The 25,841-nt window shown below is 72.3% G+C and carries 22 protein-coding genes; all 22 read left to right on the top strand.

The features are described from left to right. Window positions 1–1,848, top strand: a 1,848-nt coding sequence (locus tag BV907_RS09735) for a peptidoglycan D,D-transpeptidase FtsI family protein (protein WP_245827892.1), incomplete at its 5' end; no start/stop codon positions are given. 104 nt (window positions 1,849–1,952) lie between these two features. Then, entirely contained in the window at window positions 1,953–3,620 is a 1,668-nt protein-coding gene (locus BV907_RS09730; RefSeq protein WP_077489603.1) for a UDP-N-acetylmuramoyl-L-alanyl-D-glutamate--2,6-diaminopimelate ligase, read from the top strand. Next, window positions 3,620–5,182, top strand: coding sequence for a UDP-N-acetylmuramoyl-tripeptide--D-alanyl-D-alanine ligase (locus BV907_RS09725; protein WP_077489536.1), 1,563 nt, complete (start codon window positions 3,620–3,622; stop codon window positions 5,180–5,182). The genes BV907_RS09730 and BV907_RS09725 overlap by 1 nt, the downstream gene beginning before the upstream one ends. Before the next feature lies 1 nt (window position 5,183). Next, window positions 5,184–6,293, top strand: a complete 1,110-nt coding sequence (gene mraY, locus BV907_RS09720) for a phospho-N-acetylmuramoyl-pentapeptide-transferase (protein WP_077489535.1) — start codon at window positions 5,184–5,186, stop codon at window positions 6,291–6,293. Next, window positions 6,275–7,828, top strand: coding sequence for a UDP-N-acetylmuramoyl-L-alanine--D-glutamate ligase (gene murD, locus BV907_RS09715; RefSeq protein ID WP_077489534.1), 1,554 nt, complete (start codon window positions 6,275–6,277; stop codon window positions 7,826–7,828). The genes mraY and murD overlap by 19 nt, the downstream gene beginning before the upstream one ends. 22 nt (window positions 7,829–7,850) lie before the next feature. Beyond that, complete coding sequence (ftsW, locus tag BV907_RS09710) at window positions 7,851–9,275, top strand: putative lipid II flippase FtsW (RefSeq protein WP_077489533.1); 1,425 nt, start codon at window positions 7,851–7,853, stop codon at window positions 9,273–9,275. Window positions 9,276–9,281: 6 nt separating this feature from the next. Beyond that, window positions 9,282–10,415 carry an undecaprenyldiphospho-muramoylpentapeptide beta-N-acetylglucosaminyltransferase gene (murG, locus tag BV907_RS09705; protein WP_077489532.1) on the top strand — a complete coding sequence of 378 codons (1,134 nt, stop codon included), beginning with the start codon at window positions 9,282–9,284 and terminating at the stop codon, window positions 10,413–10,415. Beyond that, window positions 10,412–11,800 carry a UDP-N-acetylmuramate--L-alanine ligase gene (gene murC, locus BV907_RS09700; protein ID WP_077489531.1) on the top strand — a complete coding sequence of 463 codons (1,389 nt, stop codon included), beginning with the start codon at window positions 10,412–10,414 and terminating at the stop codon, window positions 11,798–11,800. Before murG ends, murC begins: the two co-directional genes overlap by 4 nt. Continuing rightward, window positions 11,790–12,794: a cell division protein FtsQ/DivIB gene (locus tag BV907_RS09695; RefSeq protein ID WP_245827890.1), complete on the top strand. Its 1,005-nt coding sequence runs from the start codon at window positions 11,790–11,792 to the stop codon at window positions 12,792–12,794. The genes murC and BV907_RS09695 overlap by 11 nt, the downstream gene beginning before the upstream one ends. Before the next feature lie 205 nt (window positions 12,795–12,999). After that, window positions 13,000–14,232, top strand: coding sequence for a cell division protein FtsZ (ftsZ, locus tag BV907_RS09690; RefSeq protein ID WP_077489530.1), 1,233 nt, complete (start codon window positions 13,000–13,002; stop codon window positions 14,230–14,232). Beyond that, the gene (locus BV907_RS09685) at window positions 14,229–14,957 is read left to right on the top strand and encodes a purine nucleoside phosphorylase YfiH/LACC1 family protein (RefSeq protein WP_077489529.1); all 729 of its coding nucleotides are present in this window, start codon (window positions 14,229–14,231) and stop codon (window positions 14,955–14,957) included. The genes ftsZ and BV907_RS09685 overlap by 4 nt, the downstream gene beginning before the upstream one ends. Beyond that, window positions 14,950–15,711, top strand: coding sequence for a YggS family pyridoxal phosphate-dependent enzyme (locus tag BV907_RS09680; protein WP_077489528.1), 762 nt, complete (start codon window positions 14,950–14,952; stop codon window positions 15,709–15,711). The genes BV907_RS09685 and BV907_RS09680 overlap by 8 nt, the downstream gene beginning before the upstream one ends. An 80-nt stretch (window positions 15,712–15,791) precedes the next feature. Then, window positions 15,792–16,304, top strand: coding sequence for a cell division protein SepF (locus BV907_RS09675; RefSeq protein ID WP_077489527.1), 513 nt, complete (start codon window positions 15,792–15,794; stop codon window positions 16,302–16,304). A gap of 7 nt (window positions 16,305–16,311) precedes the next feature. After that, window positions 16,312–16,599: a YggT family protein gene (locus tag BV907_RS09670; protein ID WP_077489526.1), complete on the top strand. Its 288-nt coding sequence runs from the start codon at window positions 16,312–16,314 to the stop codon at window positions 16,597–16,599. A gap of 136 nt (window positions 16,600–16,735) precedes the next feature. Next, window positions 16,736–17,362 (top strand): DivIVA domain-containing protein, encoded by a 627-nt coding sequence (locus tag BV907_RS09665; protein ID WP_077489525.1) that lies wholly within the window; start codon window positions 16,736–16,738, stop codon window positions 17,360–17,362. Window positions 17,363–17,435: 73 nt separating this feature from the next. Continuing rightward, entirely contained in the window at window positions 17,436–18,014 is a 579-nt protein-coding gene (gene lspA / locus BV907_RS09660; RefSeq protein ID WP_077489524.1) for a signal peptidase II, read from the top strand. Beyond that, the gene (locus BV907_RS09655) at window positions 18,007–18,933 is read left to right on the top strand and encodes an RluA family pseudouridine synthase (protein ID WP_077489601.1); all 927 of its coding nucleotides are present in this window, start codon (window positions 18,007–18,009) and stop codon (window positions 18,931–18,933) included. Before lspA ends, BV907_RS09655 begins: the two co-directional genes overlap by 8 nt. A 66-nt stretch (window positions 18,934–18,999) precedes the next feature. Next, window positions 19,000–19,677 carry a hypothetical protein gene (locus tag BV907_RS09650; protein WP_245827889.1) on the top strand — a complete coding sequence of 226 codons (678 nt, stop codon included), beginning with the start codon at window positions 19,000–19,002 and terminating at the stop codon, window positions 19,675–19,677. Window positions 19,678–19,690: 13 nt separating this feature from the next. Further along, on the top strand, window positions 19,691–23,248 hold the full coding sequence (gene dnaE / locus BV907_RS09645) for a DNA polymerase III subunit alpha (protein ID WP_281250857.1): 3,558 nt from the start codon (window positions 19,691–19,693) through the stop codon (window positions 23,246–23,248). Window positions 23,249–23,258: 10 nt separating this feature from the next. Further along, the gene (locus BV907_RS09640; RefSeq protein ID WP_077489523.1) at window positions 23,259–23,774 is read left to right on the top strand and encodes a hypothetical protein; all 516 of its coding nucleotides are present in this window, start codon (window positions 23,259–23,261) and stop codon (window positions 23,772–23,774) included. A 9-nt stretch (window positions 23,775–23,783) separates the two neighbouring features. Further along, on the top strand, window positions 23,784–25,154 hold the full coding sequence (gene hisD / locus BV907_RS09635; protein WP_077489522.1) for a histidinol dehydrogenase: 1,371 nt from the start codon (window positions 23,784–23,786) through the stop codon (window positions 25,152–25,154). Window positions 25,155–25,234: 80 nt separating this feature from the next. Next, window positions 25,235–25,705 carry a transcriptional regulator NrdR gene (gene nrdR / locus BV907_RS09630; RefSeq protein ID WP_077489521.1) on the top strand — a complete coding sequence of 157 codons (471 nt, stop codon included), beginning with the start codon at window positions 25,235–25,237 and terminating at the stop codon, window positions 25,703–25,705. The last annotated feature ends 136 nt before the right edge of the window (window positions 25,706–25,841 follow it).

Here is a 25,841-nt window from a genome sequence, read left to right as displayed (position 1 = left end):
GCGCGCACGACGGCGGGGTCCCCACCGGGCGCGGAGGGCGCCGCCCGCCGCGCCGCGCGCGCCAAGCGGCGGCTCAGGTTCGGCCTTGCCGCGATGCTCGCATTCCTGCTCGTGATCGGAGGGCGCCTCGTCCTGGTCCAGGGCCTCGACGTGGGCGGTCTGGCCGAGGCGGCCCTGAGCAAGCGGCTGCAGAAGACGGTCCTCCCGGCCCAGCGCGGCGAGATCCTCGACTCCCGGGGAACCGTTCTGGCCACGAGCGTCATCCGCTACAACATCACGGTCGACCAGCGCCTCGCCTCCGACCCGGACTTCACGCACCTCGAGCGGCGCGTCGAGACGGGCGAGGGCAGCGAGATCGTGGAGGTCTCCCGCAGCGAGGCCATCCAGGAGCTCGCCGACGTCCTCGGCAAGAGCGCCGCCGAGATCACCGACGCGGTCACGGGCGAGAAGCCCTTCAACTACGTCGCCCAGAACGTGACCCCGGACACCGAGGACCGGGTCATGGCCATCGGCTTCCCCGGCGTGCTCTCCGAGGGCGTCTCCCAGCGCGTCTACCCCAACGGGGCCGTGGGCGGCAGCATCGTGGGCTTCCTCGGCTCCGACGGCACCGCGCTGGCCGGCATCGAACAGACCCAGGACGCCGTCCTCACCGGCGAGGACGGCGAGAGGGTCTACGAGATCGGTGCGGACGGGCTCCGCATCCCCGTCGCGACGGACAGGCTCACCGAGGCGAAGGACGGCCGGAGCGTCCGGCTCACGATCAACTCGGACCTGCAGTACTTCGCCCAGCAGGCGATCCAGACCCAGGTCCAGAACCTCGGCGCCCAGTGGGGCAACGTTGTCGTCATGGACGCCAAGAACGGCGACGTCCTCGCGATGGCGGAGAGCAGCTCCGTCGACCCGAACGACCCGGGCCGGTCCGAGGCGAAGGACCGCGGGGCCCGTTCGGTGACAGCCGCCTACGAGCCCGGCTCGGTCGAGAAGACGCTCACCCTCGCCTCCCTCATCGAGGAGGGCAAGGCGACCCCGCTGAGCACGTACACGATCCCGCCGTCGTACACGGTCGACGGGCAGACGTTCAACGACTCGTTCTCGCACGGCACGGAGGAGCGCACCCTCGCGGGCATCCTCGGCTACTCGATGAACACCGGGACCGTCATGGCCGGCAGCGGGCTCTCCCGCGAGCAGCGCTATGACTGGCTCACGAGGTTCGGCGTCGGCCAGCCCATCAGCGTGGGGCTGCCGGGGGAGAACACCGGCATCCTGGCCACCTCCGACGCGTGGGACGACCGGCAGCAGTACACGATCCTCTTCGGGCAGGGGGTGACCCAGACGACACTGCACACCGTGCGGGCCTACCAGTCCTTCGCAAACGGCGGCAGGATGCTCCAGCCGCGGCTCATCGACGCCTACGTCGGCGAGGACGGCAGCGAGGAGCGCCCCGCGGCGGCGGCTCCGACCCAGGTCGTCAGCCCGTCGACGGCACAGCAGGTCAAGGACATGCTCGAGAGTGCCGTGACGGAGGGCCACGTGAAGGAGGCCGGGATCGACGGCTACCGCGTCGGCGCCAAGACCGGCACCTCGGAGGCGCCGCGCGAGGACGGCGTGCCCGGCTACGACGGGTTCACGGCGTCCCTCGTGGGCATGGCGCCCATGGAGGATCCCCGCTTCGTCGTCGCCGTCGTCGTCCAGCGCCCCAAGGGGGACATCTACGGCATCACGAACGGGCCGGTCTTCAAGGCGGTGCTCGCTCAGGCCCTGCGGCTCTACAACGTCCCGCCGTCGTCGGGGGAGCCCGTCCGCCTGCCGCAGTTCGCCAAGGCAGAGGCAGGCGCGGCCGCAGAGTGACGGCCGTGGCGGCCCGCTCCCGCCCCGCGGGAGCGTCGGGGCCGGTGCGAGCGACTAGAGTTGGAATCTCCCGAGCAGTGAAGGTGAACGTGAGCGATCAGCCCATGCCCGAGGGCAGGACGGACTCCCTGGAGGGGGCGGTGGAGGACGGGGTCCCGGCATTCCGACCGGACCGCGTGCAGCCCGTCGCCCTGACGGACATCGCAGCATTCCTGGGGGTCCCGGCGGACGGCCTCGACCCGGATGTGAAGGTCACCGGCGCCTCACTCGACTCCCGCACGGTCCGCCCCGGGGACCTGTATGTGGCGCTGGCCGGCGCAAGCCGGCACGGCGCGGACTTCGCCCGCGACGCGGCAGACGCCGGCGCGGCGGCCATCCTGACCGACCGCGACGGCGCCGCCCAGATCGCGCTCTCCGAGCACCTCGCCGCCGTGCCGGTCCTCGTCACCGACCGGCCGCGCGCCGTCGTCGGCCCCCTGTCCGCGCGCATCTATGCGAGCCAGCCGGCGGATGCCCCCCGGCCCCTCCTGCTCGGCGTGACCGGCACGAACGGCAAGACGACCACGACCTACTTCGCCAACGCGCTCCTGCGGGCCCTCGGCCACACGACGGGGCTCATCGGCACGATCGAGATCGTCGCCGGCGGCGAGCCGATCCCGAGCCGCCTCACGACGCCGGAGTCCACCGACGTGCACGGGCTTCTGGCCCTCATGCGCGAGCGCGACGTGACCGCGGCCTCGATGGAGGTCTCCTCGCACGCGATCGAGTTCGGCCGCGTCGACGGCGTGCGCTTCGACGCCGTCGGTTTCACGAACCTCACCCAGGACCACCTCGACCTCCACGGCACGATGGAGGAGTACTTCGCCGCCAAGGCCCGGCTCTTCGCCGCCGACAGGGCGGCGCATGGCGTTGTGACGGTCGACGACGAGTGGGGCCTCAGGCTCGCGGCATCGGCCGGGATCCCGGTCACGACCCTGCGTACGGCCCCGGGAGTCCCCGAGCCAGGACCCGGCTCCCCGATCGAGGCCGACTGGACCGTCGCCGCGCCCGAGCCCTCGGGACTCGGCACCGCGTTCGAGCTGCGCCACCGCGAGGGGCCCGTCCTGCGGGTCCGCTCGGGCCTGCCTGGCGACTTCAACGTAGCCAACGCCGCCCTCGCCGTCCTCCTCGTCGCCGCCGCCGGCGCGCCGCTCGACGCCGTCCAGGCCGCCCTCGAGGCGGCGGACCCGTTCGCCGTCGAGGTGCCCGGGCGCATGCAGCCCGTCGGGACCGAGCCGGCCGCCGTCGTCGACTTCGCCCACAACCCCGACGCCCTCGTCCGCGCGCTCGACGCCGTTCGGCCGCGCACCGGGGACGGGCGGCTCGTCCTCGTCTTCGGCGCGACCGGCCAGCGCGACGTCGGCAAGCGGCCCATCATGGGGGCCGTCGCCGTGCGCGGCGCCGACGTCGTGGTCGTGACGGACGACGACCCGCACGACGAGGACCCGGCCGGGATCCGTGCCGACGTGCTCGCGGGCGCCCGCGACGAGGACGCCGCCGGCTCCTGGGGCCGCACGATCCTCGAGGTCGCGCCCCGCGGCGAGGCGATCCGCCGCGCCGTCGCCCTCGCCCGGCCCCAGGACGTGATCCTGGTCGCCGGCCGGGGCCACGAGGCGTGGCAGGAGGTCAAGGGGGTCAATCTGGCCCTCGACGACCGCGAGGAGCTGCGTGCTGCCCTCATCGAGCACGGATTCCGCCCCGTGGGCAGCGAGCCGCTAGAGTCCGGGGAGTAATGATTCACTTCACTGCGGCGCAGATCGCCGAGATCACTGGCGGCCGCCTCGTGCCGTCCACCGCCGATCCAGCCCTCGTCCCTTCCTCTGTCGTGCCGAGTTCTGTCGCGCCGAGTTCTGTCGTGCTGAGTTCTGTCGTGCCGACGTCTGTCGTCACCGACTCCCGCGAGGCCGAGCCCGGCTCGCTCTACGTCGCCAAGCCCGGCGAGACGGCCGACGGCCATAGCTTCGTCGGCGCCGCGTTCGCCGCCGGCGCGGTCCTGGCTCTGTGCGAGCGGGAGGTCGCCGACGCCGACGGCACCGTCTACCCGTCCGTCATCGTCCCGGACGCCGTCCTCGCCATGGGCGCCCTCGCCCGCGAGGCCGTGCGGCGCATCCGCACGGAGCGCGCGGCCCGCGGCGAGGCCTTCACGGTCGTGGGCATCACCGGCTCCGTCGGCAAGACCACGACCAAGGACCTGCTCGCCGGGATCTTCCGCTCGACGGCGGAGGGCTCCTCGTCACCGACGGCGACCGTCGCGCCGCAGGGCTCGTACAACGGCGAGGTCGGCGTGCCGCTGACCGTCTTCCGCGCCGACGCCTCGACCCGGTACCTCGTGATTGAGATGGGGGCGACCGGGCTCGGGCACATCGACTACCTCGCCGAGATGGTCGCGCCGGACATCGGCGTCGTCCTGTGCGTCGGCACGGCCCACGCGGGCGAGTTCGGCGGCGTCGAGAACATCGCCGAGACGAAGGGCGAGCTGCTCGAGGCGCTCGCTCCCGCGGGCTGCGCCGTCATCAACATCGACGACCCGCGGGTGCGCGAGATGGAGGCCCGGACCACGGCGCGCCGCGTCTTCTTCACCTCCGACCCGGCCGGCGCGGGGGAGTATGCTTCCCGCGGCACGCTCGTCGCCGCGCACGGGACGACGGTCGACGCCGGTGGCTCGCCGGTGTTCGATCTCGCCGTCGGGGACGCCGCACCGGTGCGCGTCGTCAGCCGGCTCATCGGAGCCCACCACACGACCAACCTGCTCGCGGCAGCCTCCGCCGCCTCCGCCGCCGGGGTCCCGGCCGAGCGGATCGCGGCCTCGCTCTCCGAGCAGGGGCCCGGCAGCCGCTGGCGCATGGAGCGCACCGACCGGCCCGACGGCGTCACGGTCATCAACGACGCCTACAACGCCAACCCCGAGTCGATGCGCGCGGCCCTGCGCACGCTCGCCGACCTCGGCCAGGGCCGCCGCACGTGGGCCGTCCTCGGGGCCATGCTCGAGCTCGGCGACGAGTCCATCGCCGCGCACACGGCCGTCGGGACGCTCGTGGTGCGGCTCAACATCGACCGGCTCGTCGTCGTCGGGCGGGAGGCTCGGGCGCTCTACATCTCGGCGGTGAACGAGGGCTCGTGGGGCAGCGAATGCTCCTTCGTGGAGGACGCGGACGCAGCCTACGGGCTGCTCGAGAAGGAGCTCGCGCCGGGCGACCTCGTGCTCGTCAAGTCCTCGAATGGGGTCGGGCTGAGGCACCTCGGCGATCGGATAGCATGGTCGGCGGGCCGCACGGACATCCAGGAACGGAGCTGACGTGATCGCACTCCTGATCGGCGCCGGCCTGGCCCTCGTCCTCGGACTCGTCGGGACCCCGCTCTTCATCCGGATCCTGGTCCGCCAGGGCTACGGGCAGTTCATCCGCGACGACGGCCCCACGACGCACCACACGAAGCGCGGCACGCCGACCATGGGCGGGACGGTATTCGTCCTGGCCTCGGTCGCGGCGTACTACCTCACGCATCTGGTCACGTGGCTCATGAACCCCTCGAGCGCCGGCCCGACGGTCTCCTCGGCCCTCCTGCTCTTCCTCATGGTCGGCATGGGCCTCGTGGGCTTCCTCGACGATTTCATCAAGATCTCGAAGCAGCGGAGCCTGGGGCTCAGCGCACGCGCCAAGCTGATCGGCCAGGGCTTCGTCGGCATCGCGTTCGCGCTCCTGGTCCTCCAGTTCCCGGACCCCGGCGGCACAACGCCGGCCTCGACCCAGATCTCGTTCCTGCGTGACATCCCGTGGCTCGACCTCGCCTTCGGCGGGACCGTGCTCGGGGCGATCCTCTTCGTCGTCTGGTCGAACCTCATCGTCACCGCGGCCAGCAACGGCGTGAACCTCACTGACGGGCTGGACGGGCTCGCGGGCGGCGCCTCGATCATGGTGTTCGGCGCATATACCCTCATCGGCATCTGGCAGAGCAACCAGGCCTGTGGCACCCCGGGCATCGGCGGCTCCGTCTGCTATGAGACGCGGGACCCCATGGACCTCGCGCTCCTTGCCGCCATCATGAGCGCGGCCCTTGTCGGCTTCCTCTGGTGGAACACCTCGCCTGCGAAGATCTTCATGGGCGACACGGGCTCCCTCGCGGTCGGAGCGGCGATCGCCGGATTCGCGATCCTGACCCGCACGCAGCTGCTGCTCGGCATCATCGGCGGCCTCTTCGTGCTCATCACCCTGTCGGTGATCCTCCAGGTCGGGTACTTCAAGGCCACCAAGGGGAGGCGGCTGTTCAAGATGGCTCCCCTCCAGCATCACTTCGAGCTCAAGGGCTGGGCAGAGGTGACCGTGGTGGTCCGCTTCTGGATCCTCGCCGGGCTGTGTGTCGCCGCAGGCCTGGCCGTGTTCTACGCAGAATGGGTGGCAGGACTGTGACTCGAAACATCCCCTCAGCCGCGGAGCGCCTCGCGTCCCTGACCTCGTGGGACGCCGACTGGTCCGGCTTGCGCGTCGTCGTCGCCGGCATCGGCGTCTCCGGGTTCGCCGCCGCGGACACCCTCATCGAGCTCGGTGCGTCGGTCGTCGTCGTGGACGGCTCCGAGAGCGAGCGCGCCAGGGCGCAGGCGGACACGCTGCGCATCGTGGGCGCGGAGGACGTACTGCTCGGCCCCGACGCCGTCACGCGCCTGCCGAAGGTCGACGGCGCGCTGCCGGACCTCGTCGTGACCTCGCCTGGGTGGCGGCCGGACCAGGCGATGCTCGCAGCGGCGGAGCGCGCGAACATCGCGATCTGGGGCGACGTCGAGCTCGCGTGGCGGCTGCGCACGCGGCGGGGAAAGAAGACGGCCGACTGGCTGGTCATCACCGGCACGAACGGGAAGACGACGACGGTAGGCATGGCCGAGTCGATGCTCCAGGCCGCGGGGCTGACGGCGATCGCCGTCGGCAATGTCGGCACGCCGATCCTCGACGCGATCCGGCAGCCGGTCGAGTACGACGTCTTCGCCGTCGAGCTCTCGAGCTTCCAGCTGCACTGGTCGCACTCCCTCTCTCCCGTCGCGTCCGTCGTGCTCAACGTCGCGGAGGACCACGTCGACTGGCACGGCTCCTACGAGGGCTACCTCGCGGACAAGGCGCGCGCGTACGAGAACACCCAGAAGGCGTGCGTGTACAACGCGGAGCAGATCGAGACCGAGCGGATGGTCGAGGCCGCCGACGTCGTGGAGGGCTGCCGCGCGGTCGCGTTCACGACCCAGACGCCCGCCGTGAGCATGGTCGGCGTCGTCGATGGACTCCTCGTGGACCGCGCCTTCATCGAGGAGCGCAAGGACCACGCGGCCGAGCTCGCGTCCCTCGAGGACCTCGGGCACGCCGCGCCGCGGCACGTGGTCGCCAACGCCCTGGCCGCCGCCGCCCTCGTGCGCGCCTACGGCGTCGAGCCCGCCGCCGTCAAGCGCGGGCTCCAGGCCTACCTGCCCGGCGACCACCGCATCCAACCCGTCGCGAAGTCCGGCGGGGTCACCTGGGTCAACGACTCGAAGGCGACCAACCCGCATGCCGCCGCGGCCTCTCTCTCCTCGTTCGGCAGCGTCGTGTGGATCGCGGGCGGCCTGTCCAAGGGCGTCGCCTACGACGAGCTCGTCTCCCGCAACTCCCGGCGGCTTAGGGCCGTCGTGCTCATCGGCCTGGACAGCAGCGAGCTCGCGGCCGCGCTCGCGCGACACGCACCGGATGTCCCGGTGTTCCCCGTCGAGCCCGTCCAGACTGGTCAGGAGCGGCCGGACGGCGAGGCGGTCATGGCCCGGGCCGTGGCGATCGCCGCGGAGCACGCCGCGGACGGCGACACGGTGCTCATGGCGCCCGCGGCGGCGTCCATGGACCAGTTCGAGTCCTACGCCCACCGCGGCTCGGCCTTCGTGGCCGCCGTGAAGGCGCTCGCATCGCGTGCGGGCGAGGCACCTGACGCGTAGGGACCGAGGCAAGGAGCAGGACATGGCCGGCACGGCGCAGCGGGAGCGGCCCGCCACGCCCCTGCGGCGGCTCGCGGACCTGTGGCTGCGCATCGCCCAGACGGAGAAGGCCAGCAGCGGGGCGAGCTACTACCTCATCCTCGGATCGACCCTTGCCCTGACCGCGATCGGCATCCTCATGGTCCTCTCCGCCTCGAGCGTCGAGAACATCGCCGCGGGGGAGTCGCCGTACTCGGCCGCCCTCAAGCAGGGGATCATGGGCGCCGGCGGCCTGGTGCTCATGGCCGTCCTGTCGCGGATCAACGTCCGGTGGCTCAAGCGCCTCGCGTGGCCCGCCCTTCTGCTCGCGGTGGCCCTGCTCGGCCTCGTCCAGGTGCCCGGCATCGGCAAGTCGGTCCTCGGCAACCGCAACTGGATCGAGATCGCGGGCTTCACCTTCCAGCCCTCCGAGGCCGCCAAGCTCGCCCTCGCCCTGTGGCTCGCGACCGTCCTGACCGCCAAGGCCCCGCTCCTGGCGAGCTGGAAGCACGCGCTCGTCCCCGCCGTCCCGGCGGGCTTCGGCGTCATCGGCCTCATCCTCTGGGGCGAGGACCTCGGCACGGCGCTCGTCGTCATGATGATCGTCGCGGCCGCCCTGTTCTTCGCGGGCGTCTCCGGGCGGTTCTTCGCCGTCGCGGGCCTCGTCCTGGCCGCGGGCGCCGCGGTGCTGGCGCTCACGAGCCCGAACCGCATGTGCCGCATCACCTCGTGGGTCGGGCAGAAGTGCGCCGGCGCCGACTCCGAGCAGATCAGCTTCCAGTCCACCCAGGGGCTCTTCGCCCTCGCCGAGGGCGGCTGGCTCGGCGTCGGCCTCGGGCAGTCGCGGCTCAAGTACAACTGGCTCCCCGAGGCGCACAACGACTACATCTTCGCGATCATCGGGGAGGAGCTCGGCTTCGTCGGCGCGCTCGTCGTCGTGGCCCTCTTCGCTGTGCTCGCGGTCGCGATCTACCGCGTCGTGGGTCGGCAGCACGACGTGTTCCCCCGCATCCTCGGCGGGACCATCATGGTCTGGATCCTCGGACAGGCGACCATGAACATGGGCGTCGTGACCGGCCTCCTGCCCGTCATCGGCGTCCCCCTGCCCTTCATCTCGTACGGCGGATCGGCGCTCGTCATGACCTTGGGCGGCATCGGCGTCGTCCTCTCCCTCGCCCGCGAGGAGCTCGAGGCCTCGCCACGGCGCCGGCTCTTCGGCAGCGCCCCCCGGCGCCGGCTCCTCTCGCCCCGCGGCACGCAGGGCCCCGCCCGCCCCAAGGCCGGCACCGAGCCGGCCCGCGCCGGCGCCGCGCGCGGCCCCGGAGCCACAGCCGCCGCTGCGCCCGAACGCCATGGCACGGGGACCCGGCCGACGACGGGCCAGCGCCGCGTGCCACGACCACCAGCCAAGAACCGGAAGGCCGTCTGAAGAGCAATGCCACCCCAGTCAACATCCGGCCCCGCTGATCCCGCGGGGACCGGCCCGTCCGTCGTGCTCGCCGGAGGGGGCACGGCAGGCCACATCAGCCCGCTCCTCGCGATCGCCCGCGCCGTCGTCGACCTCGCGCCACGCGCCAGCATCCTCGCCGTCGGGACCGAGACCGGCATGGAGACCACGATCGTGCCGGCCGCGGGCTTCGAACTCGCGACGATCGACCGGGTGCCGCTCCCGCGCCGCCCCACGCTCGACCTCCTGCGCCTGCCCGCCCGGCTGCTCACCGCCGTCCGCCAGGCCGAGGCCATCCTCGAGGGGGCGGGCGCGGACGTCCTCGTCGGCGTCGGCGGGTACGTGTGCACACCCCTGTACCTCGCGGCCCGGCGCCGCGGGACGCCCATCGTGATCCACGAGGCCAACACCCGGGCCGGGCTCGCCAACCGCGTCGGCGCACTCTTCACGCGCCATGTGGGGAAGGCCTTCGCGGACACGAGGCTCCGCCACGCGCGCCTCGTGGGCATGCCCATGCGCCCCGAGGTCTCCGGCCTCGACCGCGACGCCGCACGGTCCGGCGCCCGCCGCTCCCTCGGGCTCGACCCTGACCTCCCCACGCTCGTCGTGACGGGCGGCTCCTCCGGCGCCGCGAGCATCAACCGCACGCTCGCCGGCGCGCTCCCCGCGCTGACGCGGGCCGGGATCCAGACGCTGCACATCACGGGCCGCGGAAAGTCGGTCACGGGCGAGGACGGGAGCCCGCTCGCCGCCCCCGGCTACCATCAGATCGAGTACGTGGACGGCATGGAGGCCGCGTACGCGGCCGCGGACCTCATCGTCTGCCGCTCGGGTGCGGGGACGGTCTGCGAGGTGGCCGCCGTCGGCCTGCCGGCGGTGTTCGTCCCGCTGCCGATCGGCAACGGCGAGCAGGCGCTCAACGCACGCGGGCTCGTCGGGGCCGGGGCGGCGCTCATGGTGCGCGACGCGGAGTTCACGGCCGCGTGGCTCGAGCAGGAGGTTCTCCCGCTCCTCGCGGACCCGCGGCGGCTCGCCGACATGTCGGACCGCGCGGCGGGGCTCGGCGTGCGGGACGCGGACAGGACGATGGCACATATGGTGATGGAGGCGGCACAGGCATGAGCGGCACTCAGGCCGGAGACGACCGGGCGCTCGGGGCGCTCGGGAGGGTCCACTTCGTGGGCATCGGCGGCGTCGGCATGTCCGCCGTCGCGCGCATCATGGTGGCCCGGGGCGTGCCCGTGAGCGGCTCCGACGCCAAGGACCTTCCGGTGATGGCCGACCTGGCCGGGCTCGGGGCGCGGGTCGCCGTCGGCTACGACGCCGGGAACCTCGGCGACGCCGAGACCGTCGTCGCCGGCTCCGCGATCCGCCCGGACAACCCCGAGCTCGCGGAGGCCCGGGCACGGGGCCTGCGCGTCCTGCACCGCTCCGAGGCCCTCGCGGCCGTCATGGCCGGGGACCGGGTCATCGCCGTCGCCGGCACGCACGGGAAGACGACGACGACCTCGATGGCCACGTGGATGCTCCGTGGCGCTGGCATGGACCCGAGCTTCGCGATCGGGGCGAACATCCCCGCGCTCGGGGTCAACGCCGCAGCGGGGGAGACGGACGTGTTCGTCGCCGAGGCCGACGAGTCGGATGCCTCGTTCCTCAACTACCGGCCGCTCGTCGCGGTCATCACCAACGTCGAGGCGGACCACCTCGACCACTACGGCACGGCGGAGGCCGTGAGCGCCGCCTTCGACGCCTTTGCCGCGCTCGTGCCCCAGGGCGGGCTCGTTCTCGCCTGCGGAGACGACTCTGGCGCCCGCGCGGTCGCGGAGCGGATGCGCGCGGCCGACGGCGGCCCGCGGGTCGCGCTGTACGGCACCGGCGCGGACGCCGACGTGCGCGTGCGCTTCGCGCCCGAGGGGTCGAGGCTCGAGTGGTCCGGCCGCACGGTGCCGCTGCCGCTCGCCGTGCCGGGACTTCACAACGCGCTCAACGCGGCCGGGGCCTTCGCCGCCGCCGTCGAGGTCGGCGCCGAGCCAGAGGCCGCCGCGGCGTCGCTCGCGGGGTTCACCGGGGCGTCGCGCCGGTTCGAGCTCAAGGGCGAGGCCGCCAGCGTGCGGGTCTACGACGACTACGCCCACCATCCGACCGAGGTGCGCGCGGCCCTCGCGGCGGCGCGCTCGGTCGCCGCCGGGCACCGGATCCACGTGCTCTTCCAGCCGCACCTGTTCTCCCGCACGCGCGAGTTCGCCGCCGAGTTCGCCGAGGCGCTCTCCGGCGCGGACACGGTCCGCGTCCTCGACATCTACCCCGCGCGCGAGGACCCGATCCCCGGTGTCACGAGCGAGCTCGTCACGGCCGCCCTGCCCCCGGGAGCCTATGCGCCCCGGGCAGAGGACGCCGTCCGCGAGCTCGCGGCTGCGGCCGCCCCGGGGGACATCGTCCTGACCGTGGGCGCGGGAGACGTCACGTCCCAGGGTGCGGCCCTCCTGGAGGCCCTGCGTGGCCGCTAGCCGCCACACGCCCCGCGTGCCCCGCGTCTCGCAGGGGCCCGACGGCGCGTCGTCTGCGGGCGGGTCCAGCGACGGCGAGCCGGGCCGCGTCAGCGTCGGGCCGGGGGCCAAGGTCACGCTGCTCGGCGCCCCGGGCACGGGCACCACCGGCTCGGGCAGCACGGGCGGCAGCCAGGGCGCCAGCGGCCATGGCTCCGGTGGCACCGGGGAGCGCGCCCCGGACGGCGGCCCGGGCGAGGACACGGCGCGCGAGCGCCCGGCTGGCGAGGTCCTGGCGTTCCCCGAGCCGCCGCACCGCCGGCGTCGGCGCCGGGCGGCGATCGCGGCGGGCATTGCCGCCGCGCTCGTGGCCGGCCTGCTCGCCGTCGTGCTCTTCACGCCGCTCGTCGCGGTCCGCACCATCACGGTGCAGGGCACCCGGCTGCTCACGCCAGCCCAGGTGGAGGGCGTCCTCGAGCCGGTACGCGGCAGGCCCCTCGCCAGGGTCGGGGACGACGAGGTGCTCGCGCTCCTCGGGCAACTCGTCCAGGTCAAGGACGCGCGTGTGCGCGTCGAGCCGCCGGAGACCCTCGTTGTCGCCGTCATCGAGCGGGTGCCCGTCGCGCTCGTGAAGCAGGAGGACGGGCTGCTCGTCGTGGACGGCGAGGGCGTCGTCCTGGGCACCGCAGCGGACGAGGAGCAGTACGACGTCCCCGTGATCGACGGCGCCTCGGTGCCCGTGGGTCAGGAGGTCTTCCACGCCGTGACGGCCGTGCTCTCGGCCCTTCCCGCGGAGGTGCTCGCGCAGCTCGCGACGGCCTCGGCTGAGTCGGCCGACTCCGTGCAGCTCAAGCTCGCCGACGGGCGGACGGTCGTCTGGGGGAACGCGCAGGAACGGGAGCTCAAGTCCCGCGTCCTCCAGGCTCTCGTGAAGGCCGCCGACGCGGCGCCGCCGGGCCAGGCGCCCGTGCGCGTCTTCGACGTGAGCGTGCCGCGTCATCCGGTGACCCGGTGACAGCGCGATGACCCCCGCGGCCCCACCGGTTCGGCGACACACGGCGCACAATGGCGCGACACGCCAGAGCGGTCGTTGCACGCCCCGAACCCGCCCCATACCGTCTTCAGCAAGGGGTACTTGACATAACTATAACCTTCTACCTGAGGGTTAAGGTTGTGCCTCAAGCTTCTTTCCAGCAGGCTCCGAACAAGGGACACTCAACGTGGCAGCTCCGCAGAACTACTTGGCCGTCATCAAGGTCGTCGGCATCGGCGGCGGTGGCGTGAACGCAGTCAACCGCATGATCGAGGTGGGTCTGCGGGGCGTGGAATTCATCGCCATCAACACGGACGCCCAGGCGCTGCTGATGAGCGACGCGGACGTCAAGCTCGACGTCGGCCGCGAGCTCACCCGCGGCCTCGGTGCGGGTGCCAACCCCGAGGTCGGACGCCAGGCCGCGGAGGACCACTCGGACGAGATCGAGGAGGTGCTCCGCGGCGCCGACATGGTCTTCGTCACCGCTGGCGAGGGCGGCGGCACCGGCACGGGCGGCGCGCCCGTCGTCGCCCGCATCGCCCGCTCGCTCGGCGCCCTCACCATCGGCGTCGTCACCCGCCCGTTCACCTTCGAAGGCCGGCGCCGGGCCACGAGCGCCGAGAACGGCATCGAGGCCCTCCGCGACGAGGTCGACACGCTCATCGTCATCCCGAACGACCGCCTGCTCTCGATCAGCGACCGCAACGTCTCGGTCCTCGACGCGTTCCGCTCCGCCGACCAGGTCCTGCTCTCCGGTGTCCAGGGCATCACGGACCTCATCACGACTCCGGGCCTCATCAACCTCGACTTCGCCGACGTCAAGTCCGTCATGCAGGGCGCGGGCTCCGCGCTCATGGGCATCGGCTCGGCCCGCGGCGAGGACCGCGCCGTCAAGGCCGCCGAGCTCGCGATCGCCTCGCCCCTGCTCGAGGCCTCGATCGACGGCGCCCACGGCGTCCTGCTCTCGATCCAGGGCGGCAGCGACCTCGGGCTCTTCGAGATCAACGAGGCCGCGCGCCTCGTCCAGGAGGTCGCCCACCCCGAGGCGAACATCATCTTCGGCGCCGTGATCGACGACGCCCTCGGCGACGAGGCCCGCGTGACCGTCATCGCCGCCGGCTTCGACGACCTCAAGGCGACCTCCCCGTCGCTCGAGGACGTCAAGCCCGCTCAGGCCGCCGCCCCGGCCGCCCCTGCACCCTCGGCCCCGGCCGCGCCGGCGAGCGTCCCGACGGCGCCGTCCGCCGCGCCGCGCCCGGTGCAGCCGGCGCCTGCCCACGCGGGCCTGAGCCAGTGGAGCCAGGGCCGCTCGGGCCTCTCCGCGGACTCCGGATTCGACGTCGAGCTGCCTGCCGTCGTCGAGTCCGACCTCACGGGCAGCCGCAGCGACGACCTCGACGTCCCCGACTTCCTCAAGTGACGCGGGACGCGGGCGGCACCCCCGAGGCGGGGGGCCTCTTCTGGTGGCGCCGGGACGTCCGTCCCGGCGTCACCGTCGCGTTCACCCGGGCGCGCGCGGGCAACCTCGCCTTCCACGTCGGCTCGGACGACGACGCCGTGCGGCGGAGCCGCGAGGGCCTCGCCGCCGCGGCCGGCGTCGCGGGGTTCCGCTTCATGAGCCAGGTCCACGGGGCCGACGCGGTGTGGGCGGACGACGCTGGCTCCGCGCCGACCGCCGACGCCCTCCTCTCGCGCGGGGAACCGCTGGCCGTCATGGTCGCCGACTGCGTCCCCGTGATCCTCGCGGGTTCCTTCGCCGACGGATCCCCGGCCTTCGCCGCGGTGCACGCGGGGCGGCCTGGGCTCGCGGCCGGCGTCGTCCCCGAGGCCGTCGCGCGCCTGCGCGCGGCCGGTGCCGCGGGCCTCGCGGCGTGGCTCGGGCCGAGCATCTGCGGCGGCTGCTACGAGGTGCCAGCGGCGCTGCGAGAGGAGGTCGAGGCCGCGGTGCCCGGCACCGCCGCGACGACGTCGTGGGGGACGCCCGCCCTCGACCTCCCGGCCGGCGTGCTGCGCCAGCTCGAGGCGGAGGGCGTGCCGGCCCACACCGACGCGGCCGCGTGCACGTACGAGGAGCACGCCCTCTACTCGCACCGCCGCGCCCCCGGCGAGGGGCGCTTCGCCGGCCTCGTGTGGTCTCATGCCTGACGGGCACGCGCATGCTGGCGGGCAGCCTGGGCAGCCTGGGCGGCCGGAGGAGGCAGGCCGCCGCGCCGAGCTCGAGGCCAACCTGAGCCGTGTCCGGGACCGCATCCGGCGCGCCGCCGAGGCCGCCGGCCGGGATGACGAGCCGCACCTCATCGTCGTGACGAAGTTCCATCCGGCCTCCGACGTCCGGCTGCTGGCCGGGCTCGGCGTCACCGAGGTCGGCGAGAACCGGGATCAGGAGGCCTCGGCCAAGGCCGCCGAGCTCGAGGACCTCGGGCTCACCTGGCACTTCATCGGCCAGCTGCAGACGAACAAGGCCAAGAGCGTCGCGCGCTATGCCGACGCCGTGCACTCCGTGGACCGGGCGTCCCTCGCGTCGGCCCTCGGGAAGGCGGTCGCCGCCCAGGGCCGGATCCGACCGCTCGACTGCCTCGTCCAGGTCAACCTCGCTCAGGGCGCCGCTCCCGGTCGCGGCGGGGCACTGCCCGCCGAGGTGCAGCCGCTCGCCGACCTCATCGCAGGCACGCCGGGGCTCCGGTTCGCGGGCCTCATGGCCGTCGCCCCTCTCGGGGAGGAGCCGGCCCCGGCGTTCGGGCGGCTCGCCGAGATCGCTGGGGACGTGCGCGAGCGCCACCCCGGGGCCACGATGCTCTCGGCCGGGATGAGCCAGGACCTCGAAGAGGCCGTGGCAGCGGGAGCGACACACCTGAGGATTGGCACCGATGTTCTGGGACGCCGCCGAACCGTGCGGTAGCGTCGTCCTGTCGGGACCTTCTGGGCCGAGCACCCCGGCGAGCGTTCCAGCAGCCCGGCCCTAGGGGACAGGAGTCGAGCATGGCTGGCGCTCTGCGCAAGACGATGATCTACCTCGGTCTGGCGGACGGCGAGGAGCAGTTCGAGACCGAGGCCACCCACGCACGCACGGAAGAGGAACAGCCGGTGCACACCGACCGAGACGAACGCCGCCAGGCGCTGGCCACCCGTGAGTCCTCCGCGGAGGTCGAGGAGTACCGGGCGCCCGTCACGCCGATCAAGCGTGCGGCTGCGGTCCGTGAGGACGGAGTGCTCCGGCAGATCACGACCGTGCACCCCAGGTCCTACAACGATGCCAAAGTCATCGGCGAGAGCTTCCGCGAGGGCATCCCCGTCATCATGAACGTCACAGACATGGGGGAGGCGGACGCGAAGCGCCTCGTCGACTTCTCCGCGGGCCTCGTGTTCGGCCTCCATGGCAGCATCGAGCGCGTGACCAACAAGGTCTTCCTCCTCTCGCCCTCCACGATCGAGGTCCTGGGGGAGGACAAGAAGGTCGTCGAGGGCCAGACGAGCTTCTTCAACCAGAGCTGAGGCTGCAGTGGGCATCCTGTTGGCGCTGGTGTACCTCCTGCTCGAAGTGTTCTTCATAGCGCTCATCGCGCGGCTCGTCTTCGACTGGGTGCAGGCCTTCGCGCGCACGTGGCGGCCGAGGGGGGCTGCGCTCGTCGCGGCCAGCGCTGTGTACTCGGTCACAGACCCGCCCATGAAGCTGTCGCGGCGGTGGTTCCGGCCGCTGCATCTCGGCGCGATGAGCCTCGACCTCGGTTTCATCGTGCTGGCGATCGTCGTGGTCATCGCTATGGCGATCGTCCGGAATCTCGCGTAGGTTCACAGCCAGCGGCACCCGCCGGTGAGCCCCGCCAGCAGGCCCGGGCGGGCTGGCTGGAGGACGGGTAACAGTTCAGATACGGTAGTCACGGTGGCGGAAGCTGCCTGACTGACTAGACCAATGAGGTGAGCAGATGGCTCTGACGCCAGAAGACGTTGTCAACAAGCGCTTTCAGCCGACCAAGTTCCGCGAGGGCTACGACCAGGACGAGGTCGACGACTTCCTGGATGAGATCGTCATTGAGCTCCGCCGCCTGAACCAGGAGAACGACGAGCTCCGCAAGAAGGTCGCCGAGCTCAGCTCCAAGCAGGGCGCCCCGCAGCCCGTCGAGAAGGCCCCCGCCCCCCAGGTGCGCGAGGAGCCGAAGCCGGAGCCCATCAAGGAGGTCGCCCCGGCGCCCGTCGCGCAGGCCCCGGCCCCTGCCGCCCCGGTCTCCGAGTCCGCCGCCGGCCTGCTCGCCATGGCCCAGCAGATGCACGACAAGCACGTGCAGGACGGCCTCGACCAGCGCGACAAGATCATCGCGGAGGCGCAGATCGAGGCGAGCAGCCTCGTCAACGAGGCCCAGGAGAAGTCCCGCAAGGTCCTCGGGGCCCTCGAGCAGCAGCGCTCGGTCCTCGAGCGCAAGGTCGAGCAGCTCCGCGGCTTCGAGCGCGACTACCGCTCGCGCCTCAAGGCCTACATCGAGGGCCAGCTCCGCGACCTCGAGTCGCGCGGATCCGTGGCCACCGCGGAGATCTCCGACAGCGCCGAGGTCTGACCCAGACCACGAGCCCGTGAGGCCGGCGGCTGCCCCAGGCAGCCGCCGGCCTCGGGCTGCCCCCGAAAGAAGCATGGACACCACCCCTGACGCGGCAGAGCCCGCCGCCGCATCCCGCCCGAGTCGGCGACTCGCCGTCGTCGTCCTCGGGCTCATTGCCGCGGCCGCCTACGCCGCGGACCAGCTGACCAAACTCTGGGTCACGAGCACGATGGCCGAGGGCGAGCGGATCCCGGTCCTCCCGCCGCTCCTGCAGTGGTACTACATCCGCAACTCGGGGGCAGCGTTCTCGATCGGCGAGAACGTCACGTGGGTGTTCACGATCGTCATGACGGTCGTCTCGGTCGCCATCCTCGTCTACGCGCGCCGCGTGCGTTCGGCTGCGTGGGGGACGGCGCTCGGGCTCGTGCTCGGCGGAGCTCTCGGCAACCTGACCGACCGGCTCTTCCGCGAGCCCTCATTCGGCATGGGCCACGTCGTGGACTTCATCTCCCTGCCCAACTTCGCGATCTTCAACGTGGCCGACTCCGCCGTCGTGTGCGGGGTCGTACTCGTGAGCCTCCTCACGCTTCGGGGCGTCTCGCCCGACGGGACGAGGGCGCAGGCACCGCCGCAGACGGACGGCGCCACGGACGGTGACGGACGTGGCTGAGCGGGTCTCCGTCCCCGAGGACCAGGCCGGCGCCAGGGCCGACGCCGTCCTGGCCGCGCTGCTCGGGCTTTCGCGCTCCGCGGCCGCCTCCCTCTTCGCGGGCGGGCATGTGACGCTGCGCGGCCGGGCCGTGCCGAAGTCGGCCCGGCTCGCGGCGGGCGACGTGCTCGAGATCGAGCGCCCCGACGTACGAGATCCCCTGGAAGTGGTGGTTGAGAAGGTGGACGGACTCGAGATCCTCATCGACGACGAGGACTTCGTGGTCGTCGACAAGCCCGTGGGCGTCGCGGCCCACCCTTCGCCGGGGTGGGTCGGGCCGACGGTCGTGGGCGGGCTCGCGGGCGCGGGCTACCGGATCTCCACCTCCGGGGCGCCCGAGCGCGCGGGCATCGTGCACCGGCTCGACGTCGGCACATCGGGGGCCATGGTCGTGGCGAAGACGGAGCACGCCTACACGGTCCTCAAGCAGGCCTTCAAGGAGCGGACCGTGGACAAGGTGTACCACGCCGTCGTGCAGGGCATCCCGGACCCGCTCGAGGGGACCATCGACGCACCCATCGGCCGCCACCCGGGCTACGACTGGCGCTTCGCCGTGATCGAGGACGGCCGGGCCTCGGTGACCCACTACGAGGTCATCGAGGTGTTCGGGCGCGCGAGCCTCGTCGAGATCCACCTCGAGACGGGCCGGACGCACCAGATCCGGGTCCACTTCGCGGCGCTGCGCCACCCCTGCGCCGGCGACCTGACCTACGGGGCCGACCCCCGGCTCGCCGCGGACCTCGGCCTCACGCGGCAGTGGCTCCACGCCTACCGCCTCGGGTTCGCGCACCCACGCACAGGGGAGCCGGTCGAGGCCGTGAGCCCCTATCCCGCGGACCTGCAGTTCGCCGTCGACGCCCTGCGGGACGGGCGCATCTGAGCGTTGACGTTCCCGGCGGCCCAGTCCTAGCCTGACGGCGGGGAAGGGACCGAGAGAGGGCGAGCCATGGCCGCCGCGCTTCCCGACGCCGTCCGGCGGCCCGCCGGGGTGGCGATCGCCGCTACCGTCCTCTGGGGGATCGGGGTCATCCCCGTCCCACGCGTGTACACCGAGCCGGACCCCGCCAAGCGGCTCGAGATGCTGCGCGCCGGCTACCGCCCGTGGGTGATCGGGGAGACGCTTGCGGCCGCTGGAACCGCCGCCGTGCCGGCGGCGTTCGCCCGAATTGCCCTCGCGCTCCCGCCCGGCCGCGCGAAGGCCCTCGGGGGACTGGCCGCGGCGGCCCTCGTGGCTGGGGCGCCGCTGTTCGTCGGCCAGCTCGCCATCCGCGCCTCTGACATCGAGCGCTTCGCCGCGCGCCGCCTGCCCGCCTGGCCCTTCATGACCTACTCGTGGCTGCAGGTGGCGGCTCTCGTCTCCCTCTCCGGCATGCTTGCGAGCCTGCCGGGGCGCCGGGCGCGGCGGCGGCCCTTGGGGCGACGTCCGCGGGCAGCGCCGTCATCCTCGCGAGGACCGGGGACATCCCGCCCTTCGTCTTCTACGCCGCGGAGCAGGTCGCCGCGGCGAGCCTGCTGCGCCGGGGCTGGTGAGGCGCCCTGCGCCTCCCTGCCCGGCCAGCAGGCCCCGCAGGCGCCGACCGCCGGGGCCCCGAGCGCGCCTCGTCCGCCCCCAGTGGGCCGCTGACTAGACTGGTGCGGTGACTTCCAGCGGTTCGTTCGCCCATCTCCACGTCCACACCGAATACTCGATGCTCGACGGCGCCGCCCGCCTCACGGACCTCTTCGCTGAGGCCCAGCGGCTCGGGATGACGGCGATGGCGACGACCGACCACGGCTACCTCTTCGGCGCGTTCGACTTCTGGAACAAGGCGACCCAGGCGGGCATCAAGCCGATCATCGGCGTCGAGGCGTACCTCACGCCGGGCACGCACCGCACCGACAAGGGCCGCGTCCGCTGGGGCGAGGAGCATCAGAAGCCGGACGACATCTCGGGTGGCGGCGCGTACACGCACATGACGCTCCTGAGCTACAACAATCAGGGCATGCGGAACCTCTTCCGCGCCTCCTCGATCGGCTCCCTCGACTCCGTGTTCGGCAAGTGGCCTCGGCTGGACCGCGAGCTCCTGCAGGAGTACAGCCCGGGCCTGATCGCCACGACCGGCTGCCCCTCCGGCGAGGTCCAGACCCGTCTGCGCCTGGGCCAGTACGCCGAGGCCCGGCAGGCCGCGGCGGAGTACCAGGACCTCTTCGGCAAGGAGAACTACTACTGCGAGCTCATGGACCACGGGCTCGAGATCGAGCGCCGGGTCACGCAGGACCTCCTGCGCCTGGCCAAGGAGCTCTCGATCCCGCTCGTGGCCACGAACGACCTGCACTACACGCACGAGCACGACGCGAAGGCGCACGAGGCGCTCCTCGCCATCCAGTCCGGCTCGACCCTTTTGGAGCCGAGCTACGACCAGGGCGGATCGCGCTTCGCGTTCTCCGGCTCGGGCTACTACCTCAAGTCCCCCCAGGAGATGCGCGAGCTGTTCCGCGAGCTGCCGGAGGCTTGCGACAACACCCTCGCGATCGCCGAGCGCTGCGAGGTCTCGTTCAACACGGACGCGAACTTCATGCCGAAGTACCCGTGCCCGCCGGGGGAGGACGAGACCTCGTGGCTCGTCAAGGAGGTCGACCGCGGCCTCAGGTACCGGTACCCCTCCGGTGTCCCGGACGAGGTGCGCAAGCAGGCCGACTACGAGCTCGGTGTCATCACCCAGATGGGCTTCCCGGGCTACTTCCTCGTCGTCGCCGACTTCATCAACTGGGCGAAGGACCACGGCATCCGCGTCGGCCCGGGCCGCGGCTCGGGCGCGGGCTCGATGGTCGCGTACGCCCTGCGCATCACCGACCTCGACCCGCTGCGCCACGGCCTCATCTTCGAGCGCTTCCTCAACCCGGACCGTGTCTCGATGCCCGACTTCGACGTCGACTTCGACGACCGCCGGCGCCCCGAGGTCATCGAGTACGTCACGCGCAAGTATGGCGACGAGCGCGTCGCCATGATCGTCACGTACGGCACGATCAAGACCAAGCAGGCCCTGAAGGACTCGGCCCGCGTCATGGGCCATCCGTTCAGCATGGGCGAGACGCTCACGAAGGCCCTCCCGCCCGCCGTCATGGCCAAGGACATCCCGCTCGCGGACATCGAGAACCCCGAGGCCAAGCGCTACGGGGAGGCCAGCGAGTTCCGCGACCTCGTCGCCGGTGATCAGGCGGCGGCCTCGGTGTTCGAGACGGCCAAAGGCCTCGAGGGCCTCAAGCGCCAGTGGGGCGTGCATGCGGCCGGCGTCATCATGTCCTCCGAGCCGATCATCGACGTCGTGCCGATCATGCGCCGCTTCCAGGACGGCCAGATCATCACCCAGTTCGACTATCCGACGTGCGAGGGCCTCGGCCTGATCAAGATGGACTTCCTCGGGCTGAGGAACCTGACGATCATCACGGACGCGATCGAGAACATCAAGGCGAACCGTGGCATCGACCTCGACCTCGAGCGGCTCGAACTCGACGATGCCGCCTCCTACGAGCTCCTCGCCCGCGGCGACACGCTCGGTGTGTTCCAGCTCGACGGCGGGCCCATGCGCTCCCTGCTGAAGCTCATGCGCCCCGACAACTTCGAGGACATCTCCGCCGTCCTGGCCCTCTACCGCCCGGGCCCCATGGGCGCCAACGCGCACACGAACTACGCCCTGCGCAAGAACGGGCAGCAGGAGATCACCCCGATCCACCCCGAGCTCGCGGAGCCGCTCGCGGACATCCTCGGCGGGACCTACGGCCTGATCGTGTACCAGGAGCAGGTCATGGCCATCGCGCAGAAGCTCGCGGGCTACTCGCTCGGCCAGGCAGACATCCTCCGCCGAGCCATGGGCAAGAAGAAGAAGTCCGAGCTGGACAAGCAGTTCGCGGGCTTCTCCCAGGGCATGGTCGACAACGGGTACTCGAAGCAGGCCGTCCAGACCCTCTGGGACATCCTCCTGCCGTTCTCCGACTATGCGTTCAACAAGGCGCACTCCGCCGCATACGGCGTCGTCTCCTACTGGACCGCCTACCTCAAGGCCCACTACCCGGCCGAGTACATGGCCGCCCTCCTCACCTCGGTGGGCGACGACAAGGACAAGTCCGCCATGTACCTCAACGAGTGCCGGCGCATGGGCATCACCGTCCTGCCGCCGGACGTCAACGACTCCTCGCTCACGTTCACCCCGGTCGGGGAGGACATCCGCTTCGGCATGGGCGCGATCCGCAACGTGGGCACGAACGTCGTGCATGCGATGGTCGCTGCCCGCGAGGAGAAGGGCGCCTTCGCGAGCTTCAGCGACTTCCTCCAGAAGGTACCGGCGGTCGTGTGCAACAAGCGCACGATCGAGTCGCTCATCAAGGCCGGGGCCTTCGACTCGCTCGGCCACCCGCGCCGGGCCCTCGTGATGATCCACGAGGAGGCGGTCGACGCTGTCATCACCCTCAAGCGCAACGAGGCCAACAACCAGTTCGACCTGTTCTCGGCGCTCGACGGCGGCGCCTCGGAGGCGTCCGGCCTCCACGTCGACATCCCCGACCTGCCCGAGTGGGAAAAGAAGGACAGGCTCGCCTTCGAGCGCGACATGCTCGGCCTCTACGTCTCCGACCACCCCCTCCAGGGCCTCGAGGGGGTCCTCACCCAGCACGCGGAGACGGGCATCACCGCGCTGCTGTCCGACGACGGCCCGGCCGACGGCTCGATCGTGACCATCGCCGGCATGATCACGTCCCTGAGCCGGCGCATCGCGAAGGCCAGCGGCAACGCCTACGCCCGCGCGGAGGTCGAGGACCTCGGGGCCTCGATCGAGGTCATGTTCTTCGGCCAGGTCTACGGGCCGATCGCATCCGTCCTCGCAGAGGACCTCATCGTCGTCGTCAAGGGCCGCCTCCAGCGCCGGGACGACGGCGCGGTCACGCTCAACGCGATGGAACTCACCGTGCCGGACCTGAGCGACGCGACCGGCGGCCCCATCCTCATCAGCATGCCCACGCACAAGGCCACGGAATCTGTCGTGACCCAGCTCGGGGAGGTGCTCCGGACCCATCCCGGGCACAACGAGGTCCAGCTGCGGCTGCACGGGACGCGCAGCATCGAGGTCATGCGGCTCGGCTACCACCTGCGCGTCAACCCGAACCCGGCGCTCTTCGGGGACCTCAAGGTGCTCCTCGGGCCGGCGTGCCTCGATGCCTGAGGCGAGCACGATGACCGAGACGGGCCCCAAGCGCCAGGCAGATCGGACGGAACGGGCCTCGCTCGCGCGCTGGGCGCTCGGGCCCGCCGCGGCCGGGCCGCTGGTCGGGGCCGTGTGGTGGCTCGCTGCCCCGGGCGGAATCCTCCACGGCGAGGGCATGGACTACCTGGTGTGGGACGAGCGGGACCTCGTGCTCGCCGCCCTCGGCGCGGCCGCGGGAATCACGCTCGCCGTGGTCCTCGCCTCCGGCCAGCGCCGCCCCGGGCTGCCAGACCGCGGCCTCGCTGCCCTCGCCGGCAGCGTCGCGGGCAGCGGGCTCGCGTGGCTCGCGGGCACGCTCCTGGGCCGGCTCGTCGGGACGCGCGGGGTCGACGCCGCCGTCGCCGGTTCCGAGTTCGGCGTCCAGGCGCTGAGCGTGCTCGCGGTGTGGCCCGCAGTCACGGCCCTGGCCGTCCTCGCCCTGACCACCCTGTGGTGGCAGCCGCCGGACGAGGACCGACCGGATCGGGTGTCCCCGGGCGCGTAGACTGATCCGGTGACTTCCGCCGGATCCCTGGACTTCCGCACGATCGACCTGCGCGGCCGAGCGCTCGGGCTCGCCGAGCTGCGCGCCGCTGTGCCGCGCCTCGCCGCGTCGGAGGGGGCCGACGTCGAGCACGCCGTGCGCGGGATCATCGAGGACATCCGCGCCCGCGGCTTCGCGGCGCTCGCCGACTACGCCGAGAGGTTCGACGGCGTGCGGCAGCGGCATCCGCGGGTCCCCGCCGAGGCGATCACGGCGGCCCTCGAGGGCCTCGACCCCGCCGTGCGGAGCGCGCTCGAGGAGTCGATCGCCCGGGCCCGGCTGTTCGCGGACGCGCAGCGCCCCGCGGACGTCACGGTCGCCCCGGCCGACGGCGCGAGTGTCACCCAGCGCTGGGTCCCCGTGGGCCGGGTGGGCCTCTACGTCCCGGGCGGGCTCGCCGTGTACCCGTCGAGCGTGGTCATGAACGTCGTCCCGGCGCAGGCCGCAGGCGTGCCCTCGATCGCGCTCGCCTCACCGCCCCAGAAGGACAACGGCGGCCTGCCGCACCCGACCATCCTCGCCGCCGCGGCGCTGCTGGGAATCGACGAGGTCTACGCCATCGGGGGCGCCCAGGCCGTGGCCGCCTTCGCGTACGGCGTGCCCGCGGCGGACAACACCGTCGGCCAAGGCGGCGCCGCGCTGCCCGCGCTCGAGCCCGTCGACGTCGTCACCGGCCCCGGCAACATCTACGTCGCGACGGCCAAGCGCCTCGTCAAGGGCGTCGTCGGCATCGACGCCGAGGCCGGCCCGACCGAGATCGCGATCCTCGCGGATGCGACGGCCCGCCCCGCGCTCGTCGCCGCGGACCTCATCAGCCAGGCGGAGCACGACCCCCGCGCGGGCTCGGTCCTCGTGACCGACTCCCCGGAGCTCGTCGACGCAGTCCGCGCCGAGCTCGAGGCCCAGTCGGGGCGCACGAAGCACCGGGAGCGCGTTCTCGTGGCACTGTCCGGCGAGCAGTCCGGCGCGGTCCTCGTGGACGGCATCGACGCCGGCATCGCGGTGTGCGACGCCTACGCGGCAGAGCACCTCGAGGTCATGACTGCGGATGCCGCAGCCGTGGCGGCACGCATCCGCAACGCGGGCGCCGTGTTCGTGGGGGACTACAGCCCCGTGAGCCTCGGCGACTACTGCGCGGGTTCCAACCACGTCCTGCCCACCTCCGGCACGGCGGCGTTCTCCTCCGGCCTGAATGTGGCGACGTTCCTGCGCGCGATCCAGGTCGTGGACTACTCGGAGGCCGCGCTCACGGGCGTCGCCGCCCACATCCGCAGCCTGTCCGACGCCGAGGACCTCCCGGCCCACGGTGATGCCGTCGACGTGCGCTTCACCGTCCGCTGACCCACAAATAGTCGTCGCACTACTACATGTTGTGGTGAGTGCCTTGTGGCGTGTGCCACGGGCTCAGTAAGATCTCCCACGTGTACTGCCCGTTCTGCCGCAATCCCGATTCCCGCGTCGTCGACAGCCGCATCCAGGAGGACGGCGCCGCGATCAGGCGCCGCCGGCAGTGCCCGCAGTGCGGCCGCCGGTTCACGACGATCGAGACGACGAGCCTGACCGTGATCAAGCGCTCGGGTGTGGGCGAGCCGTTCAGCAGGACGAAGATCATCAACGGCGTCCGGAAGGCCTGCCAGGGCCGGCCTGTGACGGACGACGACCTCGCCCTGCTCGCCCAGGAAGTCGAGGAGTCGATCCGCGCCACCGGTTCAGCGGAGATCCAGGCCCACGAGATCGGCCTCGCGATCCTCGGCCCGCTCAGGAAGCTCGACCAGATCGCATACCTGCGGTTCGCGAGCGTCTACCAGTCCTTCGACTCGCTCGAGGACTTCGAGGCCGCGATCAGCCTCCTGCGCAGCGAGCAGCCGCACCCGCAGCCCGCGGACCACTGATACGGGAGTAGAAGACGAGGTCAGGCCGCTGCTGGGGCAAGGTGACGCTGTAGCTCCGTTTCGGGTACAGATCCCCCATGCGTCAGGCTGTCGTGTGACACGTTGACGGCAGCTTGGCTGGGGCGCTGACCCGGAG

Source organism: Sinomonas mesophila (assembly GCF_001999765.1).
Taxonomy (GTDB): domain Bacteria; phylum Actinomycetota; class Actinomycetes; order Actinomycetales; family Micrococcaceae; genus Sinomonas; species Sinomonas mesophila.
The sequence above is the reverse complement of the archived record's forward strand: the minus strand, read 5'-3'. Positions and strand labels throughout refer to the sequence as shown.

Excerpts from the sequence above, each read along its gene's own strand:
- murG (WP_077489532.1), top strand. The coding sequence starts at position 9,282 with ATGCCACCCCAGTCAACATCCGGCCCCGCTGATCCCGCGGGGACCGGC.
- BV907_RS09640 (WP_077489523.1), top strand. The coding sequence starts at position 23,259 with ATGACCGAGACGGGCCCCAAGCGCCAGGCAGATCGGACGGAACGGGCC.
- BV907_RS09650 (WP_245827889.1), top strand. The coding sequence starts at position 19,000 with ATGGCCGCCGCGCTTCCCGACGCCGTCCGGCGGCCCGCCGGGGTGGCG.
- BV907_RS09665 (WP_077489525.1), top strand. The coding sequence starts at position 16,736 with ATGGCTCTGACGCCAGAAGACGTTGTCAACAAGCGCTTTCAGCCGACC.
- murC (WP_077489531.1), top strand. The coding sequence starts at position 10,412 with ATGAGCGGCACTCAGGCCGGAGACGACCGGGCGCTCGGGGCGCTCGGG.
- ftsW (WP_077489533.1), top strand. The coding sequence starts at position 7,851 with ATGGCCGGCACGGCGCAGCGGGAGCGGCCCGCCACGCCCCTGCGGCGG.
- BV907_RS09680 (WP_077489528.1), top strand. The coding sequence starts at position 14,950 with ATGCCTGACGGGCACGCGCATGCTGGCGGGCAGCCTGGGCAGCCTGGG.
- BV907_RS09730 (WP_077489603.1), top strand. The coding sequence starts at position 1,953 with ATGCCCGAGGGCAGGACGGACTCCCTGGAGGGGGCGGTGGAGGACGGG.
- BV907_RS09725 (WP_077489536.1), top strand. The coding sequence starts at position 3,620 with ATGATTCACTTCACTGCGGCGCAGATCGCCGAGATCACTGGCGGCCGC.
- lspA (WP_077489524.1), top strand. The coding sequence starts at position 17,436 with ATGGACACCACCCCTGACGCGGCAGAGCCCGCCGCCGCATCCCGCCCG.
- BV907_RS09675 (WP_077489527.1), top strand. The coding sequence starts at position 15,792 with ATGGCTGGCGCTCTGCGCAAGACGATGATCTACCTCGGTCTGGCGGAC.
- murD (WP_077489534.1), top strand. The coding sequence starts at position 6,275 with ATGGGTGGCAGGACTGTGACTCGAAACATCCCCTCAGCCGCGGAGCGC.